The sequence below is a fragment of the Thermodesulfobacteriota bacterium genome (assembly GCA_031082315.1).
In the GTDB taxonomy this organism is placed as follows: domain Bacteria; phylum Desulfobacterota; class QYQD01; order QYQD01; family QYQD01; genus QYQD01.
Genome location: JAVHLC010000011.1, coordinates 71,202 through 84,608, shown reverse-complemented (window position 1 = coordinate 84,608; position 13,407 = coordinate 71,202). Strand labels below are relative to the sequence as shown.

The 13,407-nt window shown below is 50.4% G+C and carries 12 protein-coding genes; 5 read left to right on the top strand and 7 right to left on the bottom strand.

The window, feature by feature from the left end; genetic code table 11:
* Positions 1-174: 174 nt before the first annotated feature.
* Positions 175-1,164 (top strand): ABC transporter ATP-binding protein, encoded by a 990-nt coding sequence (locus RDU59_10745; GenBank protein MDQ7838952.1) that lies wholly within the window; start codon positions 175-177, stop codon positions 1,162-1,164.
* Positions 1,161-2,126, top strand: a complete 966-nt coding sequence (locus RDU59_10740) for an ATP-binding cassette domain-containing protein (GenBank protein ID MDQ7838951.1) — start codon at positions 1,161-1,163, stop codon at positions 2,124-2,126. Before RDU59_10745 ends, RDU59_10740 begins: the two co-directional genes overlap by 4 nt.
* Positions 2,127-2,568: 442 nt before the next feature.
* On the opposite strand, the gene RDU59_10735 is transcribed toward RDU59_10740, so the two are convergent.
* The 6 genes from RDU59_10735 to RDU59_10710 form a co-directional block, all read right to left on the bottom strand.
* A complete protein-coding gene (locus RDU59_10735; GenBank protein ID MDQ7838950.1) occupies positions 2,569-3,153 on the bottom strand; it encodes a hypothetical protein in 585 nt (194 codons plus the stop codon).
* Between the two features lie 565 nt (positions 3,154-3,718).
* Positions 3,719-4,066, bottom strand: coding sequence for a hypothetical protein (locus RDU59_10730; GenBank protein MDQ7838949.1), 348 nt, complete (start codon positions 4,064-4,066; stop codon positions 3,719-3,721).
* A gap of 314 nt (positions 4,067-4,380) precedes the next feature.
* Complete coding sequence (locus RDU59_10725) at positions 4,381-4,755, bottom strand: putative metallopeptidase (GenBank protein ID MDQ7838948.1); 375 nt, start codon at positions 4,753-4,755, stop codon at positions 4,381-4,383.
* A 93-nt stretch (positions 4,756-4,848) separates the two neighbouring features.
* Positions 4,849-5,472, bottom strand: coding sequence for a zinc-ribbon domain-containing protein (locus tag RDU59_10720; GenBank protein ID MDQ7838947.1), 624 nt, complete (start codon positions 5,470-5,472; stop codon positions 4,849-4,851).
* 9 nt (positions 5,473-5,481) lie between these two features.
* Positions 5,482-6,654 carry a PilT/PilU family type 4a pilus ATPase gene (locus RDU59_10715; protein ID MDQ7838946.1) on the bottom strand — a complete coding sequence of 391 codons (1,173 nt, stop codon included), beginning with the start codon at positions 6,652-6,654 and terminating at the stop codon, positions 5,482-5,484.
* A 9-nt stretch (positions 6,655-6,663) separates the two neighbouring features.
* Complete coding sequence (locus tag RDU59_10710; GenBank protein ID MDQ7838945.1) at positions 6,664-7,746, bottom strand: type IV pilus twitching motility protein PilT; 1,083 nt, start codon at positions 7,744-7,746, stop codon at positions 6,664-6,666.
* Between the two features lie 534 nt (positions 7,747-8,280).
* On the opposite strand from RDU59_10710, the gene fusA reads away from it, so the two are divergent.
* From fusA to RDU59_10695, 3 genes are all read left to right on the top strand, one after another.
* Positions 8,281-10,365, top strand: a complete 2,085-nt coding sequence (gene fusA, locus RDU59_10705) for an elongation factor G (protein MDQ7838944.1) — start codon at positions 8,281-8,283, stop codon at positions 10,363-10,365.
* A 225-nt stretch (positions 10,366-10,590) separates the two neighbouring features.
* Positions 10,591-11,028 carry a hypothetical protein gene (locus tag RDU59_10700; GenBank protein ID MDQ7838943.1) on the top strand — a complete coding sequence of 146 codons (438 nt, stop codon included), beginning with the start codon at positions 10,591-10,593 and terminating at the stop codon, positions 11,026-11,028.
* A gap of 55 nt (positions 11,029-11,083) precedes the next feature.
* Positions 11,084-11,572, top strand: a complete 489-nt coding sequence (locus tag RDU59_10695) for a MogA/MoaB family molybdenum cofactor biosynthesis protein (GenBank protein ID MDQ7838942.1) — start codon at positions 11,084-11,086, stop codon at positions 11,570-11,572.
* Between the two features lie 432 nt (positions 11,573-12,004).
* On the opposite strand, the gene holA is transcribed toward RDU59_10695, so the two are convergent.
* Positions 12,005-13,396: a DNA polymerase III subunit delta gene (holA, locus tag RDU59_10690; protein ID MDQ7838941.1), complete on the bottom strand. Its 1,392-nt coding sequence runs from the start codon at positions 13,394-13,396 to the stop codon at positions 12,005-12,007.
* Between the last annotated feature and the right edge of the window lie 11 nt (positions 13,397-13,407).

Here is a 13,407-nt window from a genome sequence, read left to right as displayed (position 1 = left end):
TTGAAACAATCTTTGTTTTATTATAATCTAGTCGGCAGTCAGCCATCAGCGCTCAGCTTTCAGCTCTTTTGTATTCTGACTCCTGAATTCTGGATTCTATCTCCAACAGCTACTTGCTGATTGCGGAGAACTCCCAGCCGGAAACGGTTGTTTTTTTTCGAATGAGTACCACGCATGACACCCCAGCCACTACTTTCCGTCCAGGACTTAAAGACATATTTTTACACCGAAGAAGGCACCTTAAAGGCGGTTGATGGCGTAAGCTTCACTGTGGAAAAGGGCGAAACTGTCTGCGTCGTAGGTGAGTCCGGCTGTGGTAAGAGCGTCACGGCCCTGTCCATATTGAGGCTCATCCCGGACCCTCCCGGCAGGATAGTCTCCGGTTCAATCCTGTTCGACGGCCGGGATATTATGAAACTGGAAGAGAAAGACCTGCGCCGCCTCCGGGGCCGGCGGATTTCCATGGTCTTTCAGGAGCCGATGACCGCGCTCAATCCGGTCTTCACCATAGGCGACCAGATCACAGAGACCATACTCGTACATGAAAAGATGACGCGTCATCAGGCCGAACAAAAAGCCGTTGAACTCCTCGGCCTGGTCGGCGTCCCCTCCCCTGCCGAACGGATAAGGCATTACCCCCACCAACTGAGCGGCGGACTAAGACAAAGGGTTATGATCGCCATGGCCCTGGCCTGCCGGCCGGACCTCATAATTGCCGATGAACCGACCACGGCCCTGGACGTCACCATCCAGGCCCAGATACTGGATCTGCTCGCCGAGATCAAAAAGAAAACCGGCATGGCCCTCCTTTTGATTACCCACAATCTCGGCGTGGTGGCCGAGGTAGGCCAAAGGGTTATCGTCATGTACGCCGGACGCATAGTTGAAGAGGCCGGTGTCGATAACCTCTTTTCCCGGCCGCTCCATCCCTATACCAGGGGGCTCCTGGCCTCCCTGCCGCACATTTCATTGAATAAAGAACCCTTACGCCGCCTTACGCCCATACCCGGCACGGTCCCCTCGCTTTCCGCCCTGCCCGGAGGCTGCACCTTTCAGAACCGCTGTAAAGAAGCGCATAAAGAATGTCTCAGCACCGAACCACAACTTCTTGAGGTAGAAAAAGGACACTTCGTGCGGTGCTTTTTAAAGGCAGACCGGCCATGAACCCAGTGGTTGAAGTCAAAGACCTATTTAAACATTATCAGGTGCGGAGCAGCTTCTGGGGCGGGAAAGACCACGTCTTACAGGCCGTGGCCGGCGTTAACCTTACCATCATGCCGGGCGAGATATTAGGGTTGGTGGGTGAAAGCGGCTGCGGCAAATCCACATTAGGCCGCCTCATACTGAAACTGGAGGAACCTGCCTCAGGCCAGGTCTTTTATAAAGGCCGGGATATCACATCGCTATCCCATAGACAGATGCGGAATTTGCGCAGGGATATGCAGATCATATTCCAGGATCCCTACTCGTCGCTTAATCCACGCCGAAACATATTCGATATTGTGGCCGAACCGTTCATAATCCATAAGCTCTGCCCCGGCAGGACAGAACTGGTCGAAAAAGTTACCCATATACTTAGGGAAGTAGGTATTGGTGAAGATCAGATATATCGTTATCCGCATGAATTCAGCGGCGGACAAAGGCAGAGGATCGGTATCGCCCGCGCCTTAGCCCTGAATCCGGAATTCATCGTGGCGGACGAAGCGGTCTCTTCCCTGGACGTCTCGATACAGGCCCAGGTAATCAATCTCCTTCTCGACCTCAAGAACAAATTCAACCTTACCTATCTCTTTATCGCCCATGACCTTCAGGTCGTACATTATCTGAGCACCCGCATCGCCGTCATGTATCTCGGAAAGATCGTGGAAATAATAGACAAAAATCTCCTCGGACAGGTACCCCACCACCCCTATACCGAGGCCCTCTTGGCGGCCGCCCCTTCTCCTGACCCTACCCGCCGTCAAAAGCGTATAGTTTTAGAGGGAGACCCTCCCAGCCCCTTAAATATTCCATCAGGCTGTCCCTTTCACCCCCGCTGTCCGTACCGAAAGGACATCTGTACGACGGATAAACCCCTCTGGCACGAAGCCGGCCAGAGGCAGTGGCTCTCCTGCCATATCCGGTAAGGCCTTTATCTGGTCAAAGACCAGATGGAGAAGCGTGGTCTTTCCGGTTCTCCGCATGCCGGTAATAATAATCGCCTCCAGAGAATCGAAATACGGCATGATTTTTTCATAGATCTCTCTTGGCTTAGTCATGCCGTTAATTCACATTAAGTTAAACTATTTGTCAAATAATACCTGCATAATGTTAACATGCTATTTTTTGTCTAAGGGGAGCATGCCTGGGATAGGCCTGGAAGCGACACTAGAATCTCGATGACCCGGGCCATTTCTTGGATGATGTCGTGGCGGACTGCGGACAAAGACCCGAGGTTTATTCCTCCGAGACTCTTGCAAAAGTCGTCACACCGGTGAACCCCGGTGTCCAGGGGTTTCGGTGGGCAAAGCCCACCCTACGGGGCTGGTTTTTGCGGCGTCGGCTCGGACAACTTGTTATGCGGAATTTTCACTCTATCTCGATTCGAGTGACTTCAATGCAATTCGGGACCTTTGAAAACTCCAGCGGATTCTTAGCGAAAACATTTTCGTAAATATGAACTCCGGCACAATCTTCCTTTTTATATAGCAGTCCCACCGCGCTAAAAGACGTATTCTTGTTTTCCTCTAAGGATCGATTCCCTCCTTGAAAGGAGTCTGTGATCGCATTTGTGTCTGTATCTAACACCACGGTTCTCTCTCCGTACATCGCGTCGATAAAATCATGTTGTTCTGTACCAAACATTTGCCACGGATCGAGATTGTTGTACACCAACAACACGGACGGAGCACCTTCGTTAGAACCTGCCTGTACCTGCTTCCTGGCACTCTGTATTCTTCGTCTTATATGTGACCCCACCGTTCTAGAGCAAGACTCGATGCCAAAGTTTTCGTCTTTATCAATTTGCTTGATTTCTACGAATACCAGCTCGCCACCGAGATAGATTTCGTAATCTGGAGCGCGGCTTTCGCCCTCTTTTATCTTCTCCCATCCAATGCTGTTTGAGTTGCAGAATTCCTCGAAAACAATTTCCGCTTTGGTTTTAATAGTCATAGCGAAACATCCCGTTCATCGCTTCCGCATAACGGTTGAATTCCGCCGCCGCTGTTAAGCGGGCGGTTGGAATGAATGGTTAGGCCAATTTTTCATTTTGTCTAATGTCAAGGGGCAACATCATTTCCCTCTTGAACAGCCTTTCGTTTATATGTGTCCTGGTGGGCACGCAAATCGCTGACCCAAATTGCTCCCAAGACCAAGCTCAATATAAAAAGCCATGATGAGCTCCTCCATATAGACGCACCGAGAACGCCGAGAACCATTAGTAATGCTACCTGCAACTTCCAGCGATCGTATGCTACGGCACTCTCTACGCCAGCATCGCGGCGCACATTCATTACCACGATCCAAATGGCAAGGACAGTGAACACCGCCCAGAGCGCAGGACTCCAATCAGAACCTCCGAGTAAGAAGTAACAAAGCAGTATCGCGACAGTGGCCTCGATAACGTAAGCACGGGCTGTGCGTTTAGTACTTTTTGTGTTCATAAATTTTTCCTCACGCGCCTAACGCTCTGCTCAAGGGTGGCGCGGTTTTTTGCGCCATCCCTTGCAGCAGGATGTTAAGTTTTTTTATTTCTATATTTATTAGATTTACCCAGTCTGCCCTTCTCTCTTAACATGACAGCATCATACAGATTGGCTTTCTCTTCTTCGGACATATTATCATAAGTGTCTATAACTCGCACAGGTGTGCCAGTTTTACGGTACTCTTGAATAGATTCCTCTAAACGATGTTGATACAAGACTCTTTCATTTTTTTCTTTTTGTATGTTCTCAAAAGACTTTAAAAGCTGCGAAATCTCTTTTTCAGCTTCCTTCGACTGTTGCTTAAGGCTTTTCCTAAAATAGATACTGGTAATTAGCCACGAGAATAATGCTGAACCAATAATACTCAATATGACTTCCATAATGGGTCTCTTATCTTGAGAAACTTAACATTATATATTATATCGACTCGATTTTTTCATCAAAACTCGCAGATAAAAGCGATGATACTACAATTTGGCAAACAGTACAATAAAATGAAATGCAATTAAATATCAATTACATAAGACGATAGCATAAAATCCGGAGGTCTGCTTTTTATTGTAATTATCGATGTTATGTCGACTCGACGTAATTATGGCAATTTATTATTTGGCGGCGGCACAGTGGAAAATTTGAAGCTTCCCGTCCGCCGCAGGCGGAGGACGGACGGGGAATCTCCGTATGCATGGCAAGCTTATCCGACCCGTACAAACTTTCTGTACATCCTCTCAACCTTCTTCTGAGTCACATACGGCTTGTGGACTCTGAACCCGCCTCCAAAGGAATGAGGAATATGCATGAGTTCGTGGATAAGAACCTTAATCTGCTCTTCTTTGCTGAGCTTATCAAACCTTTCAGAAATAACCTCGATAACATAATGAGGCCTCTGGTTGAGGGCTAATTGCATGATTCTGGAAAGACCGTGGCAGCGGGCAATTACCCTCTTGCTGTTAGAGTATTTGCTCCTTATACAAACCAGCCTGGATTCATCCACATGGGTCATTTGTAGTTTATGAATAATGCCTTTTATTGATGCACCAATGTCCTCGGCCAATTCGTACTGAATCATAGGCAAAAAATAAACATAGCTAAGGGGGAAAATCAAGAGATTTCGATCAGATGGCGGGGGTTTAGTAAATGTCCCGGCTACGCGGTGTTACCTTTAAATCCGGCCTTCAGCCCTCAGGCAATCCTTAAATACCTTGTAGAAATGCTCATGCTGGGACAGCGACTTTTGCAAAATCTCCCGCATTTCGCCCAGGTCCTTTTCATTGATAATGGCATCTACAGAGAGGGAGAAGGCCATTAACGTATCCAGTGTCCTGTGCTGAGCGGAAATGAGAAATAAAAAGATATTGCGCCGTACAGATATAGGCAGGCGCTCCAGATACCTTAAAATGGGATTGTTTCCCGTCCCTCCTTCCGCGGATTTTTCACTTACGACTATCACGCCATAATGATTATAACGTACCTTGGCATAAAAGGTCCGCAGGTCATCGGCCGCACTCGTTTTGTAGTCAAACTCCTCCAGGACACGAACAACGCCCTCCTTCATAGACTCATCCGGCACACAAACCAGCCCTGTCTTCGTCCCTTCTTCGAAGAATTCAATGGCGACATCCTGATCGGTATCCGGCAAAGGGCCGGGCTCTTCACTTTTTCCCCTCGTATCTATAGGAATCTTACCTTTGCAATCCGGGCAGGTAAGGACGACTTTGGTGTTCGCCGGTAACTTTTCATCCGGAACAAGAAAGCGCTTCTGACATCCAGGGCATGAGATTTCCATATTTAAGATTTACCTCCTGTGTTCCTTGCCATAATTCCCGTCCAGCTTCAACCCCTCGATATCGGAGGTCTTTTCACCTTTCTGGGCCTTGAGCTGGTCTATGCCCCGGCTGACCACCGCACGGTGTGAGGCATAAGCCAGGGCAGTTTCTTCCGTAATCAGGCCTCGCTCGTAAGAACGAAGGATATCTTTATCGAAGGTCTGCATGTTGAATGCCTCACCGCTGTCTATGATCTCGTAAAATGTCTTTCCTTCCGACTCGCCGTTCAAAATAGAGTCTTTGATCCGCACGTTGTTGTTCATGACCTCGAAGACAGCCACTCTCCCCCCGCCCACTTTGGGCAGGAGTTTCTGGCAGACCACCCAGCGTGTGGTATCAGCGAGGCGTATGCGGATCTGCTGTTCTTCATCCTTACTAAACATGCCTATAATACGGTTGACGGTCTGACCGGCATCTACCGTATGCAGGGTGGAAAACACCAGATGACCTGTCTCCGCGGCGCTCAGACCGATCTCTATGGTTTCGCGGTCGCGCATCTCGCCCACCAGGATTACATTCGGGGCCTGCCTGAGGGCGGCACGAAGCCCGTGGGCAAAGCTGTCGAAATCCGCGCCCAGCTCCCTCTGGTTAAATGTGGCCTTCCTATGGGCATGAACAAACTCTATCGGGTCTTCCAGGGTGATAACGTGCAGCGGCTCCGCCTCATTTATCTCATTGAGGATGGCCGCAAGAGAGGTCGATTTACCGGTGCCCGTGGCGCCGGTGAAGAGAATTATCCCATTTTTTTCCCTGGCCATTTTATAAAAAGATTCGGGAAGCTCAAGTTCCTTAACGGTCGGGATATGGGTGCTCAGTTTCCGCATCACGGTAGAGTAATAACCCTTTTGCTGAAAGACGTTTACCCTGAAACGCGCCCGGCCGGGAAGCTGATAGGAAAAATCACAGGAACCTTCCCGAACCAGGGCCTTGAGCAACCTTGCATCCGAAGCCATCAGGTGAAGGGCAAATGTCTCTGCCTGATAAGGCGTAATCTGCTCAATGGGCGAATCCAGGGATACCGGAACCAGACGGCCCGATGAAACTACCTGAAATGGCCGCCCCACAGTTACGTTGAGATCGGAGATGCTCTCCTGAGATTCCAGCATCCGGGTTATGATATGATCGATGTCAGCCTTATTTATAGACAATTTTTATACCTCCGTGAAATCTTCCGGCGGCTTCTTTAAAAATTGGGTAAATTTTTCTTTGTTGATACTCTTGTTATACGCCTCAGTGGCATCGATCCACCCTTTCTGCAGGAGTTCCATAATGGCATCGTCCAGGGTCTGCATGCCGTATTTTTTACCGGTCTGCATGGCAGATGGGATCTGATAGGTTTTCCCCTCACGGATGAGGTTGCGCACTGCAGGTGTGGCAATCAATATTTCCAGGGCCACGCACCTGCCTTTAATGTCCACGCGCTTGAACATGGTCTGTGAGACCACGGCCCGCAAGGCATCAGCCAGAGTAGAGCGCACCTGGGGCTGCTGGTTGGCCGGGAAGATTTCAATCATGCGGTCCACGGTCTTGGAGGCATTCAATGTATGTAACGTGGCAAAGACCAGATGGCCGGTCATAGCCGCCTCCATGGCCAGAGCGATAGTCTCCAGATCACGCAGCTCACCGACCAGGATAATGTCCGGGTCTTCACGCAAGCTGGCCCTGAGGGCCGCGGCAAAAGACTTTGTATGCGTTCCTACCTCACGATGGTTTACAATACAGCCTTTGCTCTTGTGCACAAACTCGATAGGGTCTTCAACCGTGATAATATGATCCTTGCGGGTCGCATTGGCGTGATCAACAATCGCGGCCAGTGTCGTTGATTTACCGCTGCCGGTAGGGCCGGTCACCAATATCATACCCTTAGGGAGCGTAGCCAGGTTCTTAACCACCGCCGGCAGGCCCAATTGTTCGGCCGACAGGATATCGTTCGGTATCTCTCTGAAAACCGCCCCTATGCCGTATTTCTGCATGAAAAAATTGGCGCGATATCTGGCTAATCCCGGGATCTCATGACCGAAATCAAGATCGCCGGTCTCCTCAAATATCTTGATCTTGTCCTCCGGGGTGATCTCATAGAGCATGGCCTTGAGTTCGTCGTTTTCCATGATCTTATATTTGACCCGTTCCATCTCACCCCGAATACGCAAGATAGGTTGAGATCCGGATATAAGATGCAGGTCCGAGGCGCCCTGCTCATGCATCAATTTAAAAAAGGCGTCAATCTGGGCCATCTTTAGCCAATCCTCCGCTTGAGTTAGTTTTCATCCGGAAACTACCGTTTCCGGATGAAAGCCCTCAGCGATCAGCTTTCAGCCGTCAGCAAAAAAATAAGACAAACAACATCATCTTAAGCTGAACGCTGATAGCCGACTGCTGACCGTTCCATCCGGAAAACCGGGGCTTTCGGCCCGTGGCCGGATGGCAACAAGCTACGCCAACTATATCGACACAAAAAAGAAAAACCTTAATCACCGGACTCAAGCATCCAAGGCAAGGCGGGCAGGCAGAGGCGTTCTCTGCGCACTCTGCGGTGAACTATTACAATTAAGGCTTGACTTTAAAATTTTAAGTCGATATTTTGCAAAAACTTGTGAATAAAGATTGAAGCTCCCCGCAGTTCGCCTGCGGCGGACAGGGAATCTCCGTATGTAAGGTAAAAAGCATAGTATTCGCTCGCTAACCCCGCCGCCCGCCAGGGTCGGACCTGGATGGCAAGCAGCGGGGAATGCGCTCGCTATGCATGTTCAGTTTAGAAAGGGGAAGACATGGGTATTCAGTTAGACAAGGTTCGCAATATAGCCTTGCTCGCTCATAGCGGCGCAGGCAAAACATCCCTGGCCGAGGCAATACTTTTTGCATCGGGACGGACAAACCGTCTGGGCCGGGTAGATGACGGCACCTCAATTCTGGACTACGAACCGGAAGAAATCAAAAGAAAGATTACTATAAACTCGGCCTTTAATCATTATACGTGGCAAAAACATACGATCCATTTTATCGATACCCCGGGTGATGATAATTTCCTCAATGATACCAGGATGTCCCTGCAGGTGGCAGACAGCGCCGTATTCGTAATCGATGCCATTGACGGGGCCAAACCCTTAACCCTGAAGATATGGAATCTGGCTGGGGAGTTCCATCTGCCCCGTATTATTTTCATTAATAAAATGGACCGGGAAAGGGCGGATTTTTACAGGACATTAGATAGCATTTCCACCACCCTCAACGCCCGCTGCGTGCCCGTTCAACTCCCTATTGGCGCAGAAGATAAGTTCACCGGGGTGGTGGACCTCATAAATGAAAAGGCCTTTGTATTTGCCGGCGATCAAAGCGGCCAGTACAAGGAATGTCCTATCCCCGAAGACATGAAAGATTCTGTTAAAAAACACCGGGAAAATCTCCAGGAATACGCTGCGGAGGCAGACGACGCCCTGGTGGAAAAATTTCTGGAGGAAGGAACCCTGACGGTGGCCGAAATAGAAAAAGGCCTGGCCGGCGGTATGACTGCGGGACGATTTGTCCTGATATGCTGTGGCTCAGCTACACGCAATATCGGTGTCACCACCCTTATGGAGGCCGTCAATCAATATCTTCCTTCACCTCTGGATAAGGGAGCAAAAATGGCCTTAAATGCCAAGACCAAGGAACCGGTCGAAATAGCTCCCGTTCCCGATGCGTCGTTGGCGGCTCTGGTCTTCAAGACCCTGTCTGATCCGTATGCCGGACGGCTCTCTATCTTGCGCATTTACTCCGGCACACTGAAACCGGACACCACCCTCTACAACTCAAACAAGCAGACCACAGAGCGTATCGGCCAGCTTCTGTCCCTGGAAGGTAAGGCACAAAAATCCGTTGAAGGTGTGGGACCGGGAGAATTGGTCGCAGTCGCTAAATTAAGGGACACCGTGACCGGTGACACCCTCTGTACTGAAGGATCGCCGGTCATCATTGAGGCCCTGCAACCGCCGCAGCCGGTTATTTCCTACGCCTTAAAACCAAAAACCAAGGCCGATGAAGAGAAGATATCCGCGGCCCTGGGGAAACTCAAAGAAGAAGACAATGCCATCCTGGTTACCCGTAATGAGGCGACCAGGGAAACCATTCTTTCCGGCATGGGACAAATCCATATCGAGGTTGTCGCAGAAAAGTTAAAAAGAAAATACAATGTTGACGTCAACCTTACCCTGCCCAAGGTCCCTTATAAAGAGGCCATCAAAAAAACCAAACAGGGTGTTGTCTATCGGCATAAGAAACAGACCGGCGGGGCCGGGCAGTTTGCCGAGGTTCACTTTGATATCAGTCCCCTGCCCCAGGGGGGCAGCTTTGAGTTTGAAAATGCCCTGACCGGAATGAATGTACCCCGCAATTTTGTTCCTGCAGTGGAAAAGGGCATTCAGGAAGCTATGCAGGCAGGCCCTTTGGCCGGCTATCCGGTCGTGGGCGTTAAAGTCAGATTTTATGACGGTAAGTCGCATGAGGTTGATTCATCGGAGACAGCCTTCAAGATTGCAGCCATCCAGTGCTTCAAGAAAGGCATGCTGGAGGCTATGCCTATCTTGCTGGAACCGATCATGTCTATGACTGTTCTGGTCCCGGACGACTGCATGGGTGATGTTATCGGGGACATAAACAGCCGCCGGGGAAAGGTAATAGGGGTAGAGACACGATCCGGGGTGCAGGCCATCCTGGCCCATGTGCCCATGGTCGAGGTGCTGCGTTACGCCTCCGAGCTCACCTCGATGACTGCCGGACGCGGCACATTCAGCATGGAATTCTTGCACTACGAAGAAGTTCCGGCTCACCTGACTGAAAAGATTGTCGCTGCGGGTAAAAAGGAAGGCGAGGCTTAGAGATCAGGGGAAATTGTAACCGTCCACCGTTCACTGTTGACCGTTCACCGAAAAGACGTTCCTTGCGCTTTTCAGGGGATATTTGGCTCTTGTACTCTGGTTCCTGGTCTTTTGGACCAGGGACTGGAGGCCGAAACGGAATACGCGATCACCGTGACTCTTTGCCAAAAAGACGCTTTTCAGGTTCTTACGGTCAACGGTGAACGATTACGGGGAATTTTGGTATTGACCAACGAAGAACCGGATAAAGAAAGCCAGTCCCTATCCCAGAAGATAGCCCGGATGAACGTCGCCGAAAAGATCAAGCTGGCCATGACCGGCGACAAAGAGTCCCGGGGCATCCTCATCCGCGACGGGAACAAGATGGTCCAGGGAGCCGTGGTACAGAATGCGCGTCTTACCGATGCCGAGGCAGTCCAGATAGCCAAGATGCGCACTATGGACGAAGGCGTTATCCGGCATCTGGCCACTGAACGCAAGTGGCTGAAGGTCTATCCGGTTAAGGTAGAGCTGGTTAAGAACCCGAAGACGCCGCTTATGCTGGCCATAAGGTTGCTGCCGCTCCTGCGCGAGGCAGATTTGCGAGATATAGCCAAGAGCAAGGATGTCCTGAAGACTATTTCTTCACAGGCCCTGCGCCTGCTCGGTCAAAAAAAACATTAACCAGTCTGCCTCCAGCCTTCGGTCGACCTGGGGCGGCGCATAACTTAAAAAACCTATGTACACAGCAGCCATAGTCACTATAAGCGATAAGGGGTCCGAGGGAAAACGGGAGGATCTGAGCGGCACGGAACTGAAAAAGATATTAAGTAAGGCCGGTTACCGTATCGCCGCCTATACCATCATCCCTGATGATCTAACCGTTATTGTCAATACCTTAGTGCGCTTGGTAGATGTGGGAAAAGCAGATATGATCGTGACCACAGGCGGTACAGGACTTTCCCCGCGAGATGTGACTCCGGAGGCCACGGCCATGGTTATTGAACGGGAAGTCCCGGGCATAGCCGAGGCCATGCGCGCCGCCAGCCTGCAAAAAACGCCGCATGCCATGCTCTCACGGGCCTTAGCCGGGATAAGGAAAGAGACCCTGATTATTAATCTGCCGGGCAGCCCGAAAGGCGCCCGTGAAAATCTAACCACCCTCCTGCCTGCTCTCCCCCATGCCCTGGCCAAGATCAAAGGCGATCCTTCGGAATGTGCCCGGTAGCCACTGTTTGATAATCATCAGCCCGGCTCAGGTGAAATGACCGCTGAAAGTGATGACCCAAACAGAAATACATAATGCATTACATTTAGTATTGTAATTATTTAATTGAAGTTACGTATATTTATATGTGGATTAAATTTTAATTAAAGTCACCGGACTATGCCGCCGATAAGAAAACCATAATATACAGCTTCCTGGGTTGTGCGTGATTTGAGCGTCGGCCGAGTCTAATAACTAAAAAAGTAAAAGCGATCCTCATCTGCGGCAGATGCCCGGTAATGGATGGCAAAACTTAAAAAGAGAGCACTTCGAGCTCGACAGCTCTAAACGGCATTCCGGGATAGACAAAAAGATAAGGTGGTCGGTCAACCTAACTACCTAACCCCGAACCCCCGGAGGGCGGAACCCCTCCGGGGCTTTTTATTTGGCAGATCAACCGGCAGTCTCAGGATGAAAAACCAGGCATTTCAGGATCAAGTCTTCCAGCAAAAGTTTAGGCGCTACCCCGCCGGATTTGAGGGCCATATCGACCCTAAGGAGTTCGGACATACACTGAACAAGGTGCTCAATTTGAAACCCCCTGGCCTGTTTTAAAAGCAAGAAAAGCGGGTACGGTGAAAGTTTTTCCAGCTCCTTAGGTATCTTTCCTTCTTTCTTAAGCCCCGGCAGTCCCTGCTGAATGCCTTGATACGTGACATCCCCTTTTCCCAAAAAATCCAGACTCGTATCCAACGCCCACCTGGCCAGGAGAAGGCGGCGAATCTGTCTGATGAGGGCAGCCAGTATCTGGAGCGGCACATAACCCTGGTCAAGGAGCAGACCCAGGGAAGAAAGGGCCTTCTCGGCATCCCGGTCACCGAATGCCCCGGTCAGTTCATAAATCGGCTCTTCCCTTTCCCGTTTCACTACCGCGTCAATATCTTTCAGGGTGATGGTCTTTCTTTCACCGCTGTAACTGACCAGTTTTTCTAATGCGGCGGCCAGGGAAGCCGGATTAAAACCTATCCTTTCGATAAGATCGGATGCTGCGCGCGGCTCCATGGCCTTTCCATGGCGTGTGAGTATATCCTTCATCAGGTCCTTGAGCACCGTATCCTGACTGCGTTTTGCCGCGGCGGTAATTCCTTTATCGACCGCGAAGCTCACAACCACACCCATCTTTTCTATCAGCCGGTAGAGAGATTTGCGTCTGTCCACAGTATCTGTAAGCAAGATCAGATGGTTGGAAGCCGGTATGCCTTTGGCCAGGGTCTCTTCCAGAATATCCCCTCCACCTCCGGCGGGGGCCGATTCTTCCTGCCCGGCCTGTATGGCGAAGTTAGTCACTTCATTCAGCCAGTTAATATCCTCCCCACTCTTTGGGGCGCTGAATATCTTTTCCCAGGTACTATCCGGTATCTTCTCCCATCCCCCGTCCCTGACATCCTCAATGGCCAGACCGGATGAGGAAATGGCCTGCACGAGGCTCCGAGCCGCCGCCTGAAGGTCGCCTTTTATAAAGTACTCACGGCTTTTAGCCAGAAGCGGGTCGGCCGTACTTTTGGAATGAAAGAGACGGGTGTCCTTTACCACAAAAACCTGCCTCCCGGGGAAAAGGGGCAGGGTCTGCAATTCCTCTACCAGACGATAGACGTCTTCATTAGCCCCGTCTATCACCCGGAGGTTGGTGCCGCGGTTTTTTTCAGGAAGGAGGGCGGCAATAAGCTCTTCATAGGCCGACTGGTAGAGATACCGTTCACCCCACAGGAGATAAACAGGCGCTACCTCGCCCTTTGCTATGGCCTTCAGCAGGCTTTTAAAGTTAGTTCTCTCGTAAGCCGGCATTTTTATAAAGC